Origin of the sequence: Streptomyces sp. NBC_01077 (assembly GCF_045162855.1) — a bacterium.
Lineage (GTDB): Bacteria > Actinomycetota > Actinomycetes > Streptomycetales > Streptomycetaceae > Streptomyces.
Genome location: NZ_CP108669.1, coordinates 9,739,303 through 9,760,931, shown reverse-complemented (window position 1 = coordinate 9,760,931; position 21,629 = coordinate 9,739,303). Strand labels below are relative to the sequence as shown.

The 21,629-nt window shown below is 64.5% G+C and carries 7 protein-coding genes, 1 tRNA gene and 8 pseudogenes; 4 read left to right on the top strand and 12 right to left on the bottom strand.

Going from position 1 to position 21,629, the window contains the following annotated elements; translation table 11 throughout:
* Positions 1-922 precede the first annotated feature (922 nt).
* From OG462_RS43775 to OG462_RS43755, 5 genes and pseudogenes are all read right to left on the bottom strand, one after another.
* Positions 923-1,140 (bottom strand): annotated as a pseudogene (locus OG462_RS43775) (transposase); the annotation flags it as partial.
* Between the two features lie 39 nt (positions 1,141-1,179).
* Positions 1,180-1,701 (bottom strand): GNAT family N-acetyltransferase, encoded by a 522-nt coding sequence (locus OG462_RS43770; RefSeq protein ID WP_406053713.1) that lies wholly within the window; start codon positions 1,699-1,701, stop codon positions 1,180-1,182.
* Between the two features lie 448 nt (positions 1,702-2,149).
* Positions 2,150-5,461, bottom strand: a complete 3,312-nt coding sequence (locus OG462_RS43765; RefSeq protein WP_406053715.1) for a S8 family serine peptidase — start codon at positions 5,459-5,461, stop codon at positions 2,150-2,152.
* A 607-nt stretch (positions 5,462-6,068) separates the two neighbouring features.
* Positions 6,069-6,745, bottom strand: a pseudogene (locus OG462_RS43760) (transposase family protein); the annotation flags it as partial.
* 96 nt (positions 6,746-6,841) lie between these two features.
* Positions 6,842-7,592, bottom strand: a pseudogene (locus OG462_RS43755) (transposase family protein).
* A gap of 798 nt (positions 7,593-8,390) precedes the next feature.
* Between OG462_RS43755 and OG462_RS43750 the strand changes: the two are divergent.
* Positions 8,391-10,010, top strand: coding sequence for a GMC oxidoreductase (locus OG462_RS43750; protein WP_406053717.1), 1,620 nt, complete (start codon positions 8,391-8,393; stop codon positions 10,008-10,010).
* A 158-nt stretch (positions 10,011-10,168) separates the two neighbouring features.
* Here the strand turns inward: OG462_RS43750 and OG462_RS43745 are convergent.
* Together OG462_RS43745 and OG462_RS43740 are read right to left on the bottom strand one after the other, a co-directional pair.
* Positions 10,169-10,250, bottom strand: a tRNA-Leu gene (locus OG462_RS43745).
* A gap of 143 nt (positions 10,251-10,393) precedes the next feature.
* Positions 10,394-10,786, bottom strand: coding sequence for a hypothetical protein (locus tag OG462_RS43740; RefSeq protein ID WP_406066246.1), 393 nt, complete (start codon positions 10,784-10,786; stop codon positions 10,394-10,396).
* A gap of 1,609 nt (positions 10,787-12,395) precedes the next feature.
* Between OG462_RS43740 and OG462_RS43735 the strand changes: the two are divergent.
* Positions 12,396-12,485: pseudogene (locus OG462_RS43735) on the top strand (IS200/IS605 family transposase); the annotation flags it as partial.
* Positions 12,486-12,728: 243 nt separating this feature from the next.
* Here the strand turns inward: OG462_RS43735 and OG462_RS43730 are convergent.
* Complete coding sequence (locus tag OG462_RS43730) at positions 12,729-13,316, bottom strand: hypothetical protein (protein ID WP_406053721.1); 588 nt, start codon at positions 13,314-13,316, stop codon at positions 12,729-12,731.
* A gap of 837 nt (positions 13,317-14,153) precedes the next feature.
* Between OG462_RS43730 and OG462_RS43725 the strand changes: the two are divergent.
* Positions 14,154-14,655 (top strand): annotated as a pseudogene (locus OG462_RS43725) (transposase); the annotation flags it as partial.
* A gap of 30 nt (positions 14,656-14,685) precedes the next feature.
* Positions 14,686-14,829: pseudogene (locus OG462_RS43720) on the top strand (IS5/IS1182 family transposase); the annotation flags it as partial.
* Here the strand turns inward: OG462_RS43720 and OG462_RS43715 are convergent.
* The 4 genes and pseudogenes from OG462_RS43715 to OG462_RS43700 all read right to left on the bottom strand — a co-directional run.
* Positions 14,816-15,126 (bottom strand): annotated as a pseudogene (locus tag OG462_RS43715) (transposase); the annotation flags it as partial. The pseudogenes OG462_RS43720 and OG462_RS43715 overlap by 14 nt on opposite strands.
* 75 nt (positions 15,127-15,201) lie before the next feature.
* Positions 15,202-15,989 (bottom strand): annotated as a pseudogene (locus tag OG462_RS43710) (transposase family protein); the annotation flags it as partial.
* Between the two features lie 1,202 nt (positions 15,990-17,191).
* Positions 17,192-18,079, bottom strand: a complete 888-nt coding sequence (locus tag OG462_RS43705; RefSeq protein ID WP_406053723.1) for an alpha/beta fold hydrolase — start codon at positions 18,077-18,079, stop codon at positions 17,192-17,194.
* Positions 18,080-18,757: 678 nt separating this feature from the next.
* Positions 18,758-21,121: a lamin tail domain-containing protein gene (locus OG462_RS43700; protein ID WP_406066296.1), complete on the bottom strand. Its 2,364-nt coding sequence runs from the start codon at positions 21,119-21,121 to the stop codon at positions 18,758-18,760.
* Positions 21,122-21,629: the final 508 nt, after the last annotated feature.

Sequence of the window (21,629 nt, the reverse complement as noted above, 5' to 3'; positions counted from 1 at the left end):
ACCGCGTTCGCGGCTTTCTCGCCGAGCCGCTTCTCGGGCAGCTGTCCCGCCCGAGCAGCCGCAGTGCATCCGTGACATGGGATTCCACCAGCGCGGTGCGGGCCTGGGCGTCGTTCCAGGCGCTGCGGGGTTTGCCCGGCTCGGTGTAGTCGTGGGCGGTGCACTGCAGGCCGCGGCCCGGCCAGCTGCCGGGACTTCCCGGATGGCCGCCCGGATAGCGGCGATGCACTCGGATTGAGCTTGTCCTGGGACTCGGCCTTCAGTTCCAGATCGGCCGCCATCTTGACTCGCCGCGGTCGACGGAACCGCTCCCCGGGATCGCTGATGGGCCAAGCCGGCGTCATAGACGCCGTTGTCATGACGACGGCTGTTGCAGCGCAGCCCGCGCCTGGCCGTCGACGGCGCCCGTCCGAGCCGCCCGGTTATCTCGCGGACGCCCAGGCCGCGCTCGTGCAGGGTGGCGATCCCATTGCCTGCCAGCAGCGAGAGGCAGCGGTCCGAACGGAATGCTCCGGAGGGGGGCCGGCGGGACACCGCCGCTCTCCTCCCTCCAACGGCAGCTGGTCTTCCTGCCAATCCCGAGCTGCCTGCGCGCCTTGACCGTGCCCTTACCCGACGCCAGCAGCCGCCAGTACTCAGCCTCAGGGGCCGGCCTCCGCTTCCTTCCCCGCCCCGCCATCGACGCACCCATCATGATCAAAGAGTGCTACGACAAGCGTCAGAGCCCGAGAGCCCCGGGAGGGGGCAAGATGAAAGAGTCGTTGACAACACCGCCGCCCGTGACCTCGCGCAAGTCGAGCAGCATTTCAGCCAACGTGCCCGCCGGGTCGTCGGAGACCGCACCCCGGCCGAGGCATGAGACGCTGGCCAAGCGACTCACCTACTGCTGATTCGAAACGATCACTGGAAACCGCCCCTTGCCGAGCGGGCGCGCCTGCCATTCGGCCACGCCCTCCATCACCGAATCCGTGATCGTCGAGATGGTCTGCTTGGAGACCTCGGCTCCCTGGACGTCTGGCGGAGGTGCGGAGATCTCGCTGCGGGTCAGGCCCCTCGCCGCGAGCGACAGGATAATTCGTCAACGCCGGTCAGCCGGTGTTGGCGCTTCTTGACGATCTGCGGCTCGAAGGTGCCTTCGCGCTACGGTCCCTCGGGCCGACCAAACAACCGCCACATCGCTCAGTGCCCAGGCGCATTGCTGGGAAGCGTCGTGGCAGATGCTGGCATCCGATTCCCGTGCGCTGGCTGAGAATTCCACGCGAACCTGTGGGCGAGCAGGCTCCGCCCTGTGTCGACGAATCCGCGCTGGGCATAGTAGTCGAACAAGTGCCGAACGTCACTTCCATTCGGGGCGATTACCAACTCGACTGCGCTGCAGCCATGCGCAGAGGACCAACGCAAGGAGTCCTTGATCAGCTGACTACCGTAGCCGCGTCCGCGAATGTTTGGCGTCACGTAGAGGTCCTGGAGCTCAGCTACCAGTCCTCCTTCGAGCCCCAAGGTCGTCGTGGTGATCGCGAACCCTAGGATGTCATCACCTTTGGCCTGAACCGCCACTCGAGCGATGGATGAACCGACCAAGACGGCGAGGTTGGCGCGAAGGGTGGATTCCGGTGTGGTGAATCCACCTTCTTCGTAGAACGCGATGGCAAGTTCCAAGACGGACGGAAGATCGTCAAGGACAGCAGTGCGTACAGCCACGGTTCTAAGTCTCCTTTGAAGTGCCACGGGGCGCTTGCCGCTGCCGATTGGTGAGCTCGCCCCGTTCCAGCCAGGGTCGGCGCGAGAAACTGCGTCCCGGGAGTGGGCATGGCGGCGGGGCCTGCGCGCATTAGAGGCTATAGGGCTCTCACCTCGCACAATGGAGTAGCGGTACCCATGCTAAGCCGGGGTGCAGCTCTCACTTCGTGATCTGCACGAAGCAATCCATGGTGGCGCAAATCGCTGAGCGCCCTGACAACAGTCGAGGGCGCTAGATGCGAGAGACAGCTCTGGCCCGCCCGCCTACGCGGAGGCCTCCAGTTGAGCAAGGCAAGGCGGGTGAAGCCGTGCTCAGAATGGCGCCATGCTGGACGCGCCCACTCTGCGGCAACGTGCGCGGGTGGGCACCCGGTAGCCCAGATGCCCACCCTTGCTATACGCAACGCTCCTACGGCGTGACCTTTTCGATCACGACGTGACCCGTGCCAGCGGGCGTGCCATGGGCGTTGAGCAGCTGAACCTCGCCGAAGAACCGGCGTCCTTCGGGGGCGGGGGCGGCTGCAACCACATCGGCAGCTAGCTGGGCTGTTGCACCGTTCGCGAGCACTACGGGCTGCGCATCGTCGACGTTGACGCTGCCGAGAGAGGGCGCGAAGTACACGTCCTGGTAGTCGAACTCCGTCGAACCAGCCGGTACGGCATAGCCCACCACACGGATCGTGTATGTGCCGGCAGCGGGGTTGTCGATGCTGACGGACTCCTCCGAGTCGCCGTCCGCGGACTGTCCCACCAACGTGTCGCCCAGCCAGAGCTCAAGGTCGAGGTCGGCCGCGGCATCCGAGACACCGCCGATGGAGACATCCAGCCTCTCGACGCCGCTCGCGAGAGTGACGGCCGTCTCCTGGGTCTCCTGGTCCTCGATCGATGGACGGGTGACCTTCGCCGAGCCCAGCGGGCCGCCCCTCAGCTTGCCGTTGATGCCGGCGAATCCGTTGCTGACCGTCCACTGGACCTGAGTCGGTGCACCGACGTGAACCTCGGAGAGGGTCTGCACAGCGGGGTCGAAAGCGGCGCCGAGCAGTGTGACGTCAATTCTGAACGGGTTGTCCAGCAGCGGGGATGTGCGGCGGGACTCGACCTCGATCTCCCAGACTCCCGGCTGCGGGTCGCTGTAGGAGCGCTGGTCGGGACGGCAGGTGTTCTCTGGGTTGGTGTAGTTCGGGTAGCAGTTGATCGTGGCGCTGTCCTCGACGCCCACACCGTACGGATGAATGGAGATGAAACGGGTCTGGCTGCTGTCCTTCAGCCCGCCGAGGGCAACCTCCAGAGTCTTGGCGCCCTCCGGAACGGTCACGAAGTACGACTTGTGGCTGTTGCGCTGCACGGAACTGGAGGCCGAGAAGGAGTACCCGGGCTTGGTCAGCTTCTCCGAGACGACAACGGTAGCGAGAACCTGCTTGTCCACACCGGCGGTGGTGGTGTCGTCCAGTTCCAGGATGGCGCTGCGAACTCCCGAAAGAAGTGGGTGCGCACCGACCTTGACGGTGACCGGCGTGTTCAGAGGGAGCTCCACGGAAGGCGCACCGAGCAGCCTGAAGGTGCCGTCGTTGTACTTCCAGCGCATCTCATGACGAACCGGACGGTCCGGCCCGGTCGTGCGGACGACCGTGACGTTGTACGTCTTCTTCTGCCGGACCTTCAGACCGCCCTCGCGATCGTAGATACCGGTACCAAAGCCAGGAGTCTGCAGGAACTCGTCGATCGCGGTGTCGACCGGTGCCATGACCTTGTACTCGTGCGCCGTGGCATGATCCTCTACCGCCGCCCAGGCTCCGACGACGTTGATCAGCCCAGAGCCCTGCTCATGCGCCTTTGCCCCGACGATCCTCTTCGCAGTGCTTGTGAGTGCCGTGCGCAGATCTGCGGGCGAGAGCTCCATACCACGCTGCTTGGCAGCAGAGAGCAGCAGCGCGCTCGCACCAGCGGCCTGAGGCGAGGACATCGAGGTTCCCTGAAGCATGCCGTACCCGGCCGGGAGCTGGTAGCCGGCCTCCTTCACCGGCGCGCCGGGGAGCCAGGTCTGGATGGTGTTGACCGCAGCACCGGGTGCCGTGAGGGTCGGGGTGAAGCCGCCGTCCTCGCGCGGCCCGCGCGAGGAGAAGGGGAACATGGCGTACGAATTCGTCACGACCGAACCGTAGTTGGCGGCCCACGTCTCCTTGGAGACCGCAGCGCCGACGGAGATCACCTTGTCGGCGAGGCCGGGGTCCCCGATCGTGTTGAGACCAGGCCCCTCGTTCCCGGCCGAGATGACCAGCTGAACGCCGTAGGTGTCAATGAGCCGGGAGTAGAGCTCAGCGCGCGCGTTGTTGCCGTCGTTCAGCGCGGGCAGACCGCCGATCGACATGTTGACGATGTCGACACCGCGATTGATGACCAGATCGGCCATGCCCTCGGTGAGTGCGACGTTGGTGCAGCCACCGCTCCACGAGCAGGCGCGGGACGAAACAAGCTTGGCACCGGGTGCGGCGCCGTTCATCTTCCCGCCGAACAGGCCCTTGGCGGCGGTGATGCCGGCCACGTGAGTGCCGTGCTCGGATTCGATGATGCCGACGTTGACGAAGTCGGCCTTCTTGCCCACCCAGGTGCCGCCGAGCGGGTCCATCGGGACGTCCTTGCGGATTTCAATGACGAACGGGATCCGCTCGGCCACCGGGGTCGCCGGGTTGTCCGTGCCGAAGTAGCCGACCTGGTACCCGTCCTTGTACGGCTTCATCGGCACGTTGTCCGTGAAGTCGCCGTTCTGGTCGGTGTCGACCCGTACCGTCCCCGCAGCCGGATCGTAGAGCATGCCGAACCGGTCAGAGGTGTCTCCGTCCCGGTTGACGTCGCCCGCCATGTCACCGGTGGCTGTTATCGATTCACTGAACCGACTGAACTGGTACGAACCGGCAGGGGCCTTCCAGGAAGTGCCTGATGCCGTGAACGTCGGGCCCGTGACAGGCGTTGTTTGAGCCCGCCACGTCCCGTCGTTGTCGGTGATCGGGTCCGTGGCAGTTACCCAGTCGACGATCTTACGCTCGCCGGTGGTGGTCTGCTGCAGGGCAGGGTGGCCCAGATCGACGCCGGAATCCAGGATGCCGATGGTCACGCCGCGGCCGTCGTATCCGGGGTGGCTCTTGACGAACTCCACCGCTCCAGTTTCGAAGGACGGGTTGTAGGGGTTCGCTGCAGGCGTGTCCTTGCCAGGGGCCGGAGAACCGGCTACCGGCAAGGCCAGGAGGGCGTTCTTGGCCCGGTCCGCAGCCGGCGTCGGATCGTCCAGCTCGATCTCGTGGCTGAGGTCGATGCCGTGGACAGCCGAGAGTTTGACAGCCGCCTTGATCGCGGCTTTCGCGCCCTCGGTCGGTAGCGTGGCGCGAACGTAACCGAGCTTGTCATAAACCTGGCCTACGGAACCTCCCTTCACTGCGTCAAGCTGCGCGGCGACCGCCGCAGTGGAACCGGGCGCGGTCGCGACCATCAAGGTGACGGTCTTTTCGCCCTTGGCTTCCGCCTGCGCCAGTAGATCCGCGTCAGCCTTCCCCAGCTTGTCGGATACCGCCTTGAACGGGACGGATCCTGACGGGGCGTCGACTGCTGCAATTGAGAACGCGGGAGTGACGCCGGCGCCGACCAAAGCGGCAACAAGGCTTGCCGCGGCTGCCACAAAACCGCGGCGCCGCCGCCGGGTTATGGATTCCTGGGGTTCGGGGGTCATGTGCATCCCTGCATGTAATGAGAGAACCGGAATCGGTATCGGACGACGGCACCCTTGCCTATCCGTCTTCCCGACAGAAGCCCGTGCGGCAGTACTTGAGTAGCAACTACCCAAGCCGTCTGCGTGGCGCGTTGTCTCCGGCCGTGGATCACGACTGGTGGACGCACAGCGAATCGAGGTCTGTGGCGGGCTTGAAGGACGCATCAGATCGCAGTTTCACCCGTAATCGTCAGGTTGGAACCCTTGTGCATGCCCGCTTTGAAACGCGGCCGTCGGCGAGTCAAGGTCAGCGCTCAAGCGGCGTGACTTTGAACACAGCCCTCGGTAGATGTGGGTTTACACCCAGCCGGTCACGGGGCGCGGCCTGCACCTGCTGTCAGCCTGAGAAGCAGAGTGAGGCGAAACGGCGGGAGACCACTGAGCCGTTTCAGCCGGTGAGTCGTCGGGGTGGGGACGGTCTTGGCGATTGAGCTTCTTCAGCGGTCACTCCAGAGGATGAGTGGCTGGCTGAGGTTGACTGCCCTCTGAGCTGCGGCAGCGCAAAGCTCTCGTGGGCCCAATCGTCACCCGATCGGTGGCCACTCTGAAGAAGCTCATTGATGTGAGGTTGTCGGGGGTGCAGGGTGTCTTTACGGGGGACGCGGGAGGTCTTGGTCGGGGCGGTCGCTCTGTCCACCGGCCGTCTCAGGCGGGAGTGTGCCCGGGCGGCGCATCTCTGCGCGATCGCGGGGTCCTTGCCGGGCCTTGTGCGACGCGGCACCGGCACCGTCTCCGGCTCCCTGGTACGCCTTGCCGGCCAGGACGGGGATGCCGAGCCGGGTACAGGTGGCGGTGATCCGGTGCCAACGGGCCCCGGCCGGATCATGGGCCGGCCCGGCACCTCGAGTGAGATCCACACGAATGTCCCGTCTGGAGCGGTGATGGCCTGAAGGGTCACGCCGTGCCTGCGGTGCTTGCCCGAATCATCGCCCCGGTCACACCCGGCGAGCGTCCCGTCGGGCAGGACATACCGGGGGTTGACGGGTCTCAACGCTGCGGTCAGGCGTGGCGCTCCCGGCCGGCCGGAAGCGCCACGACCATACGGATGCAGGCGTGAGCAGCGCCCGCACCGATGCCGGACCCGACGGCGATGTGCGTTCGTCCTGCGCAGGTACACCAGTCGGCCAGAGCACACCGGGACGGCGGCAGCTTGCACCTGCGGTCGCCCTCACGGGTGACGATCAGCAGCGTGCCCCACTCCACAAGGACCTGCGGGACGTCGAGTGAGTACGACACGACAAGCAACCACAGATCCCCACCGATGAAGAGCCGAGGCCAAACACCTCACTCAACATCCGTGGGGCTCAGCCCACTCCACCCCCACCCGATCAGTGAGCATTTTCAGCGTTGCCTCTCCAGGGTGAGGACCGCGGCGGCGATGTCCGTCGTGCGGTTCGGGCTGCAGCGGCTCCGGCGGAAGATCCGCCAGGACTTCAGGCGGGCGACGCCTCGTTCGACAGGAGCGCGGGCCTGGGCGAGTGCCCGGTTCAGCGTCCGTTCGGTCGGTGACAGTTCGCCGTTGGGCGGGCGGCGGATGGCGGTGGTGACCCAGGAGCCTGCGCCGATGTAGGCGCGGTCGGCGACGATCGGGACGCCCTGGCGTTCGCAGATTCGGATGATGCGGTGGGTGCGTGCGGCGGTCAGATCGTGAGCGCGGCCCGGCAAGGCCGCATGAGATCCACAGAAGCTGGCCTTGGGGATCGGTGACTATCTGCACGTTCACGCCGTGGCGCCGGTGCTTGTGGGAGTAATCGGCGCGTGCGTCGCCCAGGCGGTCGCACTCGCTGAGGGTGCCGTCCAGGAGCACGTAGTCCGGGTCGTGCTCGCGCAGGGTCTTGAGCAGGCCCGGCGCCCGGTCGGCGAGGAGCCGCACGACGGCGGTGGTGTAGGCGTGGGCGGTGCCTACGGATATGCCGAACCCGGCGGCGATCTGCGCGAGAGTGTCGTGCTTGCGCAGGTAGGCGAGAGCGACGAGGGCGCGCTTGTGCGGCGGGAGCTTGCAGCGGCGGTCACCCTCACGGGTGACGATAAGCATCGTGACCCACTCGACCAGCGCATGAGGCAGGTCGAGTGCGGCAGGATAGGGAACCAACAGGGCTCCTGGGCCGGCAGGTTGAGACTTCGAACACCTCACCCAACGGCCCGGGAGCCCTGTCCGTTGCGGGCGCCAAGGTCATCACCCGATCGGTGGCCACGCTGAAAATGCTCAGTGACCAAATCGAAAATTCTCACTGCGTGGGCCCGTGTCGCTACTTGAGCGAGAGAATTGCGCGATGGATGGAGGCCGGACGGTAAGTGGTGATCCGAAGCACCTGAGATGCGCCGGGCTTGCAATACTGCAGAAATGCCTGGCATCGCAGTCCGCACCGTGGTGGAGATCCGGCGGCTCGCGCAGGCGATGCCCCGTGAGGCGGCAGCCGTCAGCTCCACAAGATCGTCCGGCCCCTGACGTCGCCGTTCGTCAGCATAACCACTAAATCACTGAGCTTCTTCAGAGTGGCCACCGATCGGGTGACGATTGGGCCCACGAGAGCTTTGCGCTGCCGCAGCTCAGAGGGCAGTCAACCTCAGCCAGCCACTCATCCTCTGGAGTGACCGCTGAAGAAGCTCACTGAGCCGAATTTATTGTGATGATCGGCAAGAGCATTTTCAGCTCGATGATCCACGGAAGTGCTTGCAGCGGCAGACGGGGGCTGTGAGCCCGAAGGGGCGGTAGTTGGCCGGCGCCAACTCACCGCGATTGGCTCAGACCTGCTGCGTGACACGCTTCTCCTGCGGGCAACGGTCTCGATGTGTTCGGGGAGCGAGAGTTCGACGCGGAACGCTCATCGGGTATCCGCTCAAGTCCCAGAGGTTGCCGGAGCGCCCATCTGGCACCCATGCTCCGCACATGACAAACTATCTGACGAGACGTCACATGCTAGGTGTTGGCGCTCTCCAGGCGGCCTCGGCATTCGGGTTCACTCGTATCGGCCTTACCGCGGCAGCTGCGGTGGAGCCTGAGGCGACCCAGTACGCTCCCGCTGTCGTCGTCGGCTCTGGCTACGGTGCAGCAGTTGCCGCGCTTCGCCTCGGCGAGGCAGGCGTCGAGACACTGGTCCTCGAGATGGGCCGTCTCTGGAACACGGCAGGCCCGGACGGGAAGGTCTTCTGCGCCACCCGAACACCCGATCGTCGTTCCATGTGGTTCCGTACTCGCACCGAGGCGCCCCTCGCCACTTTCCTGTGGCTGGATGTCGTCAACAAGGACATCAACCCCTATCCAGGAGTCCTCGATCGTGTCCGCTACTCCGACATGTCTGTGTTCATGGGCCGTGGTGTGGGAGGGGGATCACTTGTCAACGGCGGCATGGCGGTGACCCCGAAGCGCTCATATTTCTCCGAAGTGCTGCCTCAGGTCAATGCTGCACAGATGTATGAGACCTGGTTCCCCAAAGCGCGCCAAATGCTGGGCGTCAATACCGTGGATCCGTCATGGTTCAACTCCACGAATTGGTATCGCTTCTCACGCGTCTCCCGCAAGCATGCAGAGAGAGCAGGGCTAAATACTGTCTTTGTCCCCAGCGTCTACGACTTTGCTTACATGCAGCGCGAGGCGGCGGGCCTTGCGGTCAAATCTGCCCTCGCCGGCGAGGTCATCTATGGCAACAATCATGGTAAGCGCAGCCTCGATAAGACGTACCTGGCTGCGGCTCTGGGCACTGGAAATGTCACGATCCGGACCATGAGTCGAGTCAGAGGTGTGCGGAGAGAGCCAGACGGTACCTATGTACTGACTGTCGACCGGACTGACGACCATGGACGGGTCGTGGCCACTACCGAAGTCGGCTGTCGTCAGTTGTTTCTCGGCGCGGGAAGCCTCGGGACTACCGAGATTCTTCTGCGTGCACGCGACAGGGGCACTCTGCCTGACCTGAGCCTGGAGGTTGGCCGAGGGTGGGGAGGCAACGGCAACGTCATGACTGCCCGTGCTAACCATCTCTGGGACACGGTAGGAAAGAACCAAGCGACGATGCCTGTCATGGGCATTGACGACTGGTCAAATCCCACACACCCGGTATTCGCAGAGATTGCGCCTCTACCGATGGGGTTCGAGCACTGGATCAGCCTTTACCTTGCTATCACAAAGAACCCTGAACGAGGCACTATCGCTTACGATTCTGCATCCGACACCGCAAGACTGCAATGGCGTCGGTCCCAGAATCAACCGTCCGTAACCGCTGCAAAGTCGCTTTTCGACCGCATCAACCGAGCGAACGCAACTATTTACCGGTACGATCTGTTTGGCGAGAATAAGACTTTCGCCGATGATTTTACCTATCACCCTCTGGGTGGTTGTGTCCTCGGCCGTGCGACCGACAATTATGGCCGCGTCAAAGGGTCGCCGCGGCTGTACGTGACCGACGGGTCACTCATCCCAGGTTCCCTCGGAGTGAACCCGTTTGTCACGATCACTGCTCTCGCCGAACGGAATATGGCGAGAGTTCTGGCGCAAGACGAAATGGACTGACGCCAGCACTCCGAGCTGCTGCAGATGCCGGGTACGAGCGAGATCCGCTTGAATCCGCTCTACGCGATCCGTTCCCGAGCCGCATGCGAAATGACCGGTGAATCGAGATGTTCGATGCCCCGCAGCGTCGTAGTGGCGCTGCGGGGCGCCATGCACAGTGAGCAAGATGGGATTCGAACCCACACGTCTCGAGGACTGCGGATTTTAAGTCCGCCGCGTCTGCCTTTCCGCCACTTGCCCAAGCTTTTCCCAACATGAGCCCTCGCATGCGACGGCTCATGAGCAGTCAGTGCTTACTTAGCCCTTCCTCGATGCCTGAGAGCCTGTTGGCTGCCAGCACGACCGGAATGCCGGTGCCGGCGTCTGTAAGTTCCACCAAAGGCTCAGGCAGTGCGGTCCCGTCTCGCGGCTCGGCGTGACGGGCCTCCGGTCGAGCAAATACCCATGTAGTCCACTGCGGTGGGCGAGGCCGTGTAGTACGCGCGGACGACACCAGCCTCGGCCAGCCCGTCCTGGCAGCGTGGGCACGGGCGGGCAAGGAGAGAGGCCCCGTCGGAAGCAACCCGAGCAACGTAGATGATCGCCCCGGCGGCGTGGCGCACTCGCCTGAGGACAGCCTCTTCCGCATGGAATGTGGCATGCCGGAAATCGATCATCGGGTCATTGCGGCGAAGGTTTGGTGAGGCTGCCATAACACGCCGTCCTGCCACCAGTACTGCCCCCACCCTGTGGCGGCAGTCGGAACGCAGAGCCTGGCGTATTGCCAGATCGATCATTGACATGGCGATGCGGACGTCCGTTCTGCAGTGACAGCGGATACGTTCCTTGCCACAGTGATCTGGCCTGCCGTCCTGGCGCCTGAGTAGTCACTACTTGGACAATTCCGACGAATCGTACGTCTAGGATGCGACCATGCGCTTCTCTTGCCTCGGCATCACGGTCGTGTCCGAGACGCCGACGAGGAGCCCTGCGAGCTTGCCTACCCGCTTTCGCCCTCACGTGGTCCGAGTCGAGATCGAGCAGGCCGACGTCGTCGAGGCGGGCGGGATCTCCTTGCACAGTCGGCTCTGCGCTCTGGCCCGCCGCCGGATCAGGAACCGCGGCAAGCCAGCGATGCCAAGACTTGGAAGCGGGACGACGGAGCCCGTCAGCAGCCGGACACCAACACGTGGGTGATCTCGGCGAACGACGCTCGCCAGAGGTGTTCCACCTTCCAACACCCCGCGGCCACCTAATCCCGTATGCCGATCTGAACGATCACCTCACGAGGTAGAGCCCGGCCCTGCTCCGCTCTTCGCCCGCTTGGTGGCTTCGGTCCCTTGAGCGCATGCGGGCTGCCAACCACCCAGTCGGCTGGAAGTCTCTGCAGATTCAGCGCCCGACCGGCGGGGCGTAGACAGAGCGCAGGCTTGTCCCCGGACTCGGCAACGAACCTGCCCAAGGCCGCGGTCCGGGATCTCCCGAGCCCAGGCTCTTGGCCGAGACAGCACCTGGCTGACCTTGAAGGAAAGGGCCGACCCAAGTGCAGGTCGGGATCCCAGTGAGGTGTGCATGCCAGGCTGTTAGTGACCTGGGTCAGAGCGGCGGCATTGAGCCGTGGCCTTGTCGAGGATTTTCGTCAGCTGCCTTCCTCCAGGCGAACGGCCGCGGCTGGTCTTTCCGGTCAGCGAGCGAGGCCCGGATGTCACGCTCGAGCGCTCGGAGCCGTGAACTCCATGCCTGAGCCTCTTCTGAGTGAGCTCGGCGAATCACCGCTCGACCAGGTTCAGCCACGAGGCACTCTTGGGCGTGAAAGTGCAGATGGAACCCGCCGATGCGCCATGTCAGTGACTCTTGGGCTGACGGTGCCTGTCCCTGCTGAACGCAAGAGGATCGCGACGCTACGCAAGCGCCGCCTGGGCATAGGCGAGGTCGCTTCCCGTTTAGGCAGGACTCCGTAGGCAGGCGAAACTCAGGCTCGATGCGGAGCTTCGTTCCGAGGTCCAGGGCCAAGCTCGACCTGGAGTGGGGCCCCGAGCAGATCGTCGGCCACCTGGCACGCGCTGTCGCCGGAGAATCCAGAACGGCACCTGTGCCAACGAGCCATCCATGGTGGGAGTGGCTGAGCGTCTCGGATATCGAATCGGTGGCGGATGCCCCGCTGGCCGCAGTCGACGGCCCAGGCCCTCCAACCCGTTCGACAATAGTCCGCATGCCCCGAAGAGGTTCAGCCTGGCCCGGCCGGAGCCACTCCCGTTTGGAGAACCTACCTTCGCCATCAACTTGACCCGGCCCTGAAGGGCCGGGCTTGGAGGTAGTGCCCAACTGGCTGCTGGGTGAGCTCCAGACACCCCTATGGGGTGGCAGGGACACCACATCCGCAAGTACCTATGAGGCGCACACTTCTGGTCCCCGTCCTGCTTCGCGGCCTCCTGCGGCGGTGCGCCGCTCGCGGTGGTGCAGGAGTACATCGAGAATCAGAAGCGCCCCGGCTGAGGTCGACGGTGATGACCCGTGCGCCAGTGCGGGTCACAGCAGCCCAGAGAAGCGATTCCTCCCGGGCCTGAAGGCCCGGGGTTCCTCGCTAGGACCCGCTGAAAGCCCCCGCTCCCGGAAGACTCAGGCCAGCGGATTCCTCTCGGCCCGCACTCATGCTCGGGCCTTCTGGCCAGTCTGGGTCTCCCGATAGCGGAAGTTCGAATAATCACTCGCTTCCAACAGCGAAGATGTCGGATGCGATCAGGACTGAGTCACCGACATCCCGTCGATGATTGAGTAGAAAACAGACTTCTGCTGCTTAGTCCGCGAAGCTTCACTCTTGGCCACCAGGTTCTCGAGAGTGTTGCGCACCACAGCGATGCTGACATTGCGCTCGGGGTGAGCCTCCGAAACCGCAGCAGCGACCTCGGCTGCGGACCGCGGCCCCTCGTGCTCGGCCAGATGCATGCTGACAAGCTCACGAAGAGGCAGGCTGCCATCCGCGCGACGGTACTTGGCCCGCTTCTTGGGGGAGCCCGTCTCCTTGACGGGGTTTCCTGCGCCGTTGACTGCCGAAGCCGGCGCGCGGCCACCCTCGGCAGGCTTGACGTGCCCGTTGCTTCCGTTGGCTTCACCGTCCCTGCCTGCGGCTGAGAGCGAGTTCGAGAGGGACTGCTCCATGTGTACGAGCAGTGTGTGGTCGTTCTGGAGAGCCAGCAACTGATCCTTGAGTGCGGTCAGTTGCGAGCTGATCTCTTCCTGCTCTCGAGTGTTGCGCTCCAAGTCCGCGGCGATCTGCGTGGCGTAGTGCGACTTGATTCCGATGGCGTCGGCGGAGAACTTGGGCATGATGGCCGCTCCCTGGTAGACGTGATGACAGGTAGATGCTACTCACATTCTCTACCAGACGCTTTACTGTTGTTCCACCGAACTGCAGAGATTCGCTGGGCGCACCTACCTCGGCGCGCTCTGAAACACCTTCAGCGTGGCTCTCGCCGTCACCGAAGACCGGTCCCCAAGGCTCCGTCGCTGAAGTCCATGGGGTCTCTACGGCTCGGCATTGGCTGAGGTGAGGAGCTTGGGGCTCTGCATGGCCAAGACGTCCCGGATCTAGGCACTGGACCGCTCTCAGGCGGCCCTGCCGAGGATGCCGGGCATGCCCGAGCGGCGCATCCACGACCATCCGAGGCCCGGTGGGCACCAACCTCTTCGCGGCCCTCAGCATCGCCGATGGCACCGTCATCCGTGAACTCCACCGCCATCGAGTTCAAGAAGTTCCTGGTGAACGCGGATCAAGCGGACCCGCGACCTTGACGTGCACCTGGTCTGAGACGACTATGCCACCCACAACATATGGAGATCAGAACGTGGCTGGCCAAGCATCCCCCACTTCCGCATCCGCTTCACGCCCCCATGGATCGTCCTGGATCAGCCAGGTCGAGCGGTGGATTCGGCCTACTGACCTACAAGCTCATCCGCCGTGGTGTCCACACCTCGATGCAGCCACTCAAAGATTCCATCCGGGTTTGGATCGAGACCAGGAACCAGGACCCGAAGCTCTTCACCTGGACAAAGTCCGCCGAGGGGATCCTCAAATTCCTCACCAAGATCACCCCAGCAGCCACCGATATCCAGACGCAGGCTTTAGACCGTGCCCCATGTAGTGAGGCGGTCGTTGAAACCGACATAGGGCGGGGTACGTGGAGTTGGATTGTTCCGGACGGGCTGTGGGAGATCAGCGAGCCGTTGCACCCACCCTCTCGGATGCGGCCACAGGGTGGCGGAATACGGGACACACCTGATGAGGCACTGTTCGCCGCGATCATCTACGTGTTGGTGTCCGGCTGCGCCTGGCGGCCACGCTTCGGTATGTCGAAGTCGACAGCCCATCGCCGGTTCCTGATCTGGTCGCGGGCCCGCGTGAGGGGCCGACTCCACGAGGAGATCCTGCACCGCCTCGGCCACGCCGGCCTGCCCGCCTCTCCCGTGCGGTCCTCGACTCCGCACACGGCCGGGCGAAAGAAAGGGGGCAAACTCACAGGTCCGTCCGAGCCCCGTGAACCTGGGCAAGCCGGGTACCAGGACGCACCTCCTGCCGGACGCGAACGGACTGCCCCTCCTCATCAACGTCCCGGCCGCCAGTATCCACGACAGCCAAGCTCTGAAGCTCATGGCGCTTGGTCACCAACCGGGACGCGCCCTGCGACATACTCCAACTCGGAAATGACTCCGCGGCAAACGCACCGGTGTCCCCACCGCCTGCAAGGGCGCCGAGTCATCAGAACGGCTCGGACGCCGCGGCCGGGCGATCGAGCGGACCATGTCCCGGCCCACCGGCCACCGCCGCCTCAACCACCGCTGGTTCTGTCTGGCAAACGATCTCGGGTGGGTTCGCGGAGCCAGAGGATGAGCGAGGCGAGGTGGACTCCGGCTTTGTACCAAGTGGCCATTTTGCCGAAGCGGGTGGCGATCGCGCGGAACTGCTTGAGACGGCCGAAGCAACATTCGATTACGTTGCGGGCCCCTGTAGAGCTCTCGGTCGAAGGCCGGCGGCCTGCCCGCGCAGTATCCGATTGGCCTTCTGGTCCGACCGCTCCGGGATCACCGTCCGGATGCCCCGACCGCGCAGGGACTGACGGATCGCCCTGGACGAGTACGCCTAATGGGAGGCGAAGGCTGGCGGATGTTGGCCTTCGTGGGCGCGAGTGGAGCCTTTGAGTATGCCCGGGCCTGAGACGCTGATACGTCGGGACGAGTGCTGGTGGCGGGCTTGCAGGCGGGCTTCGTGGAGGGGTGGGCTGGTCTTGTTGGCTTTCCTGGGTGGTGTGATGGCCTGACCGGGGTGGTCGCGTCTGAGGCCGGAATAGCCGTCGTCCAGGAGTGCTTCCTCGTCGGGAAAGTGCTGATAGCAGACGGCGATGCCTTCACTGCGTGTGGCGGTCGCGTCATGCATGCGCCCTGGCCGCAGGGCATCGGTCCAGAGCATGCGCCCCCGGGCGTCGGCAATAACTATGGCTTTCACCGTGTTCTGCCTCTTCTATCCCGGGACGGATGCGCGCCTGCCGCCGCAGCCGGCTGCGGGCTGGCGGACCCCGGACTTCGGTAGCGTCCAGACGCAGCTCGACACCCTCGGCCTGGGCATAGGCGAACACGTCAGCCAGGGCCCGGAGCCGCAGCCCAGGACGGTCGGGGACCGTGCATCCACGCTCGGCGAGAAGCCCGCGTATCTCACCGGTCGCGCGGGTGATCGTGGAACGGCCGACACCGGACAGCAGACCCAGGACCGCGTGCGGCAGATCGTGCCGCAGACGGATCAGCGTGGCCACCAGCCGGTCGACGGACACCAGCTGGTTCTGGGCGCCGGAACCTGCCACACGCTTCCTGACACCACCGCGTACTTCGTGACGACGCCCCTCGGCCACGGCCTGCCACGGACCAGCCAACTCCTCAAGCAGAGAAACGAGATGGCGCCGGGAGATCCCCCGTGAACACCCGATGCGCGAGAACCATCCGGTTGACCATGATCGCCACATCCCGATCATGCCACCACGCAGCGGCCACACCACCAGCCGCCGCTATCACACACCAGCTCGTTAGAAAGTCGCTCAGGGGTCAGCTTTCACGCCTCGACAACAGGCGTAGAGGGCGAGGTCGGTAGCTTTCGGCAGGTACTCCCGCAGAAGTCCCTTCGGATTCTCATTCGTGCCGCGCTGCCAGGGTGAGTGGGACTCGCGGGATGGGATTCGGAATCCGGTCAGCTCCTCTGCCTCCTGGTGAAGGTGGAGCTCGCGGCCCTGGCCCCAGGTCAGGGGTTCCACGCAGAGAGGCGGGCAGCCGGCGGTTGCCCGGCGAGCGCGTCGCGTATCTTCGGGGCTTTCCAGCCGTGGGGCAGCTGGATGAGGCGGGTTGAAGGGCTGCCCGACGCCGTCAGCGAGGTCTGGCCCCACACCGTCGTCCAAATCTGCGCGTCCGCCTGCTGCGGCATCGGTTCCGCTATGCCGGCCTCCAGAGCCGGGGCCAGGTCGCCAAGACCCCCAAGCCTGGCTGCACCGCACCGACCGATGACGCCGCCACCAGCAGCTTCCTCAAGTTCTGTGAGGATGCGGGACAGAAGCGCCCGGCCATCGTCCAATCGCGGGGAAGATGCCTGGGGCGATTTCGTACCGTTCCCGCAGTTCGATGCAGAGATCCGCCGGATCGTCTGCAAACCTATGCGATCAATTCCCGTCAACGCGAAGGTCCGCCGGGTGGTTACACCGTCTACTGGACAGACCGCCCCGCGACCTTCCGGTGAGCCTCTGCCGAATATCAGGAAGGATCCTCGGAGACGGATCGACGTCAGGCGGTTGAGGGCAAGGCTGGTCCGCAGCGTCGGGTGGACAGCGGGTCGCCGAGCTGGACTGCGGCCTTGTTTCCCCATCTCCTGGCTTTCAAGCACAAGATCGGGAGATCCGCCAAACCACCCGCATCGGGCCTAGATCATCGCGTCGACGCCTGGGGATGGAGGTGATTCCGGGCACTGAGTTCGTTGCCGGCGCGGGCGACTTGACTGACCATCAGTCGCATATCTGATTACCATTTCAGTTTGGGCTGCAGTCCGGGACTGCCACCGCCTGGATGGCACCTACGATCGGCCCCAGCCGACCAACGGTATGCGGCATGTACTTTTCCCTTCTGTACTCCAGCGCGATCGGCCCGGACGCCTCTCCCCCGGTTTCGAGACATCAGCCATCGGAGTCTCCCGTTTGAGTGCGGGCGCCGTTCCCATTCATCCACGACCGCACGTACGAGGCGATTTCCGCCCCGTCACGTACCCACCTGACGTGGTCGGCCTTCCCTCCCTCCCTCGGTTCGTAGTGCCACCGCTCGACCCGTGAAGTCGGCAGCTTGGAGCAGAGACGGTCCACGGCAGCTGGCGGCGCCAGGGAGTCGCCAGACAGTGATATCGCGAGAGTGGGCAGGCCGCCACCATTCGCCAGCAGCCGCTCGTAGTCGATATCCGATCCTTCTGGACGGAAACTGCCGGTGCGCGCGGTGCGCGCCCAGTCGCGCATCAAACGTGCGGGCTGTCTGCCGGCGAACCCCAGAAGGTGTCCCGGCCAATAGCCCAGAAGCGTTGCAACACCGGCAATGAACTGAGTACCCAGTAGGACTTTGAGCCGTGCTAGTCCGCTGAAACCGCGATAGTCCACCGATCCGGAGGCAACCAGTACCAGTCCATCGACCTCGTTCTTGGCCAGCGCACTGTAGTGGAGGGAGATCTGCCCACCGATGCTGTGGCCCAGCAGGAATAGGCGTGCTTCGGGCCCAAAGCGCTCGCTCGTCCAGGCGACCAGCGAGGGCCAGTCCCGGGAGGCGAGAAGGTGGTATCCGTGTCGGGTGGTCCGGCCGGCTCGCGGGGCACTGTCGCCCTGGCCTCTCATGTCGGCAACCACCACTGCCACACCTGTCTCTGCTATGAGCTCACAGAACGGTGTGTAGTAGTCCGCTCTCACCCCCAGCGCGGGGCACACGAGCAGCACGGCCTCTGGGTCTCCGGGCGGAAGAGTGACAGTAGCTGCCAGGTATCCACCTCCCGAGGATTCGATCATCACCTTCTCTGCTGAGTTCATCGCCAGCCGCCTTCATCGTTGACGAGCGGGGAGACGTGCACCCCTCGTGTCGTGCAGTCAGTCATGCTCAGCTCTCCCTCGCAGTCGGCGGGCCCTGGTCTCGGACGGAATCGGGGCTTCATAACGGGTTCGAAGACCATCGGAACATAGCGCACCTCTCACCCCATTTAACAGAATTGTTAGGCAAATCATTGATCATCGGGTGATGGTTCTCGGATAAGTCACAGCTCAATATGTCTACCGTCGCGGTCATGGCCGAGGCTTCGCAACGTCGACTCATGGCCGAAGCGGGAATGCACCCTCCCCGCGCAGGGTTCCGCATCTCCACACTCAGTCGAGCCGACCGTCCGCAGCAATCTTGCGAAGCGGGCAGCGGATTCAAGTCGCGCCACCTGCTGCCGGACAGTGCACCAGCGCTGGCCTTGTCACTGCCGAACAGGCTTACGGTGTAGTCGAGTTGCTGGGGGGTGCGATCGGGTGCAATGGACGGCATCCAAGATGGCATCGCGCCGGACTCGACTCCGATTGCTCAAGTCCCACTGTCTGTCTCTCAGTGTGGTGGCGGGGAAGGCACGGAGTAGAGGCTGTTCAGGGCCCGGCGGATTGCTGCGGGCCTGGGATGCCTGATGGGCGGGGTACTGGCGTCCCCCGCCCATCAGCCGCCGCTCGCCTGCGCTATTAGTAAGCGCGCGGAGGGTTGTAGCGAATTATCTGAGGGTCGTGGTCACTCGCCTGATCGGAGAACTCCGCGTTGATGTGTACCACGTCGTAGCTGAACTGTCGGATGGCCGGGCTGGTCAGGATGTGGTCGAGGGTCTGTGCATTGCCATCGAAGACGTAGCTGTAGCGTTCGTTGGCTGGCAGGGTGTTGATAAGCGGCTTGAGGGTGCCGCCACCGGTCAGGATCTTGGTGGTCTGCGAGAATTCGAAGTCGTTCAGGTCCCCGAGTGTGATCACCTGAGCGTGCTTGTCGGCTGTCAGGATCTGCCGGACGAACGCGTTGACCTCGGCTGCTTGCAGGTGGCGTTGGGTTTCCGATGAGCGTTCGGGCTCCTGGTTGTGCCCGTGTAGTGGCTGATCGCCGCCCTTGGAGGCGAAGTGGTTGGCAATGACGAAGACGCTCTTGCCAAGGAACTCGAACTCGCCCACGAGCGGCTTTCGGCTGTTCGCCCAGGCCTGGCTGGTGGGGTTGATCCTGCCTGGCGAATGCGAGAGCTGAACAGCACCCTTGACTGTGAGGGGCGTTGTCGCCGTGGTGGCGTTACCGCCCGGGCGGTCGGAGAAGGTGACACGCTGGGCGTTGTAGAGAAAGACCTGGCGGATGTTTCCGCCGGGCTCGCCACCGTCCTGCAGGTTCTGAGGCGCGATGTAGCGCCAGGTGTAGCGCGGTCCGCCGGCCGTGACGATCGCGTCGGTGAAGCGCGTGAGCGTCGCCTCGGAGGTGACAGTACCGTCGTTGGTGGCTCCGTTGTCGTCCTGGATCTCTTCAAGAGCAACGATGTCGGGAGCCGCCAGGTTGACGGCTACTCCTGAGGCGAGGCGGTCGAACTTGCTCTGAGGGTCTCGTGCGTCGAGGTTCTCTACGTTGAAGGTGGCAACAGCCAGCTCAGTGGGGCGCTGCTTACGGGTGATCTCTCGCTGAAGGTGGTGGTCGACGTGTGTGCCCAGGGTGGTGGCCTGCAGGCTGTACCCGCCGAAGTTCGAGTAGTCCACCGGGCCGGCCGTAACGCCCGCCAGCTCGTCTCCGACATTGGCAACCGGGAAGGCACTCTGGCTACCCAGGTACGCCACCTTGATGCGGCCGGTATTGGGCTGCGCGTACGAGCCGTAGACGGTGCCGCCACGCGGTGTCCGGTTCTCCTCCGGCTTCGATGTCACCCACAGTTCGTGGTACGTGTTCGTTGCACCCACGACGTGAGCTTCCGTGATCTCGGCACGGGCACCTTCGATGGACTCGTAGAAGTCCATCGCATACACGTCCGGCTGAAGAGGGAGCCCGTCGACGCTACCGCCCCCTGCAGTGGGGATGTAGCTGTCGGGAACGGAGGCACTGTCCAGGACAACAGTTGCGGGAAGAGGGTTGCCGCTCGAGAGTACCGTGACCGTCGGGATAGTGATCTCGGTCAGGGACTGGGCCGGACCGGCGCCGCGGTACTCATTGACCCTACCGCCGACCAGAACCGAGTCGCCTGCCTTGACCGATGGGGTGACCGCTCCTGTATGAACGAATACGCCTTCGCTCGTTCGGGCATCGCTGTCAGGCACCGGGTCCTGAATCCAAAAGCCCCTCGATCCGGATGTCCGTACACCTGTCACGATGCCCGGGATGGCAGCGACATTCTGCCCGACGAACGGGGAAAGCCGGGTGTGCCCCTGGATGTCATGGATACGGAGACTGCCCGGCTCTTCGTCACCCCCGCCAGGTGCCTGTCCGGCGCTGTTGACCGGGGAAGGCTGCCCTGCGCTGAAGTCCGCCGCGTTGTTGTCCGAGTCAAGCAGAGTTGCCGGACGCGAGACGCTGGAGGTGCTGCTGGCGCCTCCGGCCGGCCCTACCTCGCGTACCACCGCGTTGCCGTAGCCGACCAGGTCCACCACGCGAGCATCGGCTGCGCAGTCGAGAGCAGTCAGACAGGTGAGGGCTGCTGAGCCGGAGACGAGAGCGACTGTGCCCGAAGTGGCTCCCACCGCTATGTTGCCCGCCGCATCGGGGGCAGGCAGCGCCGTCACTCCGCTACTCCCCCCGCCCTCTCTGATCAGGTAGCGCCCTCCAGGTGCCAGAGAGCCGGTGAGTGGTGTGACGCCCCATGCCGAGCCGGCCGAGGGAGAGCCGGGTAGGTACTGGACGCTGTAGCCGGTCAGGTCACGCACGGTCGAGCCTGCGTTCGCCAACTCAATGAAGTCGTGCGTTAGCAACGCCCCCGCGTTGCCTCCGCCGCCATAGACCTCCGCAATCACGAGACTTGTGGACGGAGCCGCCTGCGCGGCAGGCAACGTTGCAAGAACGAGGGATGTGGCTGCTGTCGACGTGACGAAGGCCCATATTGCTGCTCGTCGGAGGGGTTTGCGGTGGTCTTTGAAGCGGACGACGGACACGAAGGGGTCCTCCTAGGGAAGCGCTGCCCGGTAGCTTTGCAGCTGGGCAGTTGTGCATGGCGCATGCGGCGATCCGGTGTATGGCCGCAGACTGCGCTGCGGCACGAGACATGAAACGCGCGTAGAAGAGCTTGGACAAGTCCAGAGTGCATGCAGGGATGTCCTTGAGTGTCGACTACTCACGGACCATTGTGGTCCACAAATGGATCTTGTCCGCGTATCGCCGTGATCCTCGCGTCCCCGGGGGGATTTGGCGAGCGCTCAGAACTGCACGCAGGGCAGTGGAGATGAGCTCTGCCGACCGCTCCTCGGCGGGATTGGAGATAGGGTGTTTTATTGCGATGGGTGGCGATCCGGGGCGCTGTCGGTGGCGGTGCAGGGGGCATTCGACGATGCCGCCTTGCGGGTGGCGGCTCTTCCGGGCCTGCGGGGCGCGTCGGCAGTGCCGTCTGTGTTT

Bases quoted from the DNA above. Each gene is read 5' to 3' on its own strand.
- OG462_RS43705 (WP_406053723.1), bottom strand. From the start codon at position 18,079: ATGAACTCAGCAGAGAAGGTGATGATCGAATCCTCGGGAGGTGGATAC.
- OG462_RS43730 (WP_406053721.1), bottom strand. From the start codon at position 13,316: ATGCCCAAGTTCTCCGCCGACGCCATCGGAATCAAGTCGCACTACGCC.
- OG462_RS43765 (WP_406053715.1), bottom strand. From the start codon at position 5,461: ATGACCCCCGAACCCCAGGAATCCATAACCCGGCGGCGGCGCCGCGGT.
- OG462_RS43750 (WP_406053717.1), top strand. From the start codon at position 8,391: ATGACAAACTATCTGACGAGACGTCACATGCTAGGTGTTGGCGCTCTC.
- OG462_RS43740 (WP_406066246.1), bottom strand. From the start codon at position 10,786: ATGATCGATCTGGCAATACGCCAGGCTCTGCGTTCCGACTGCCGCCAC.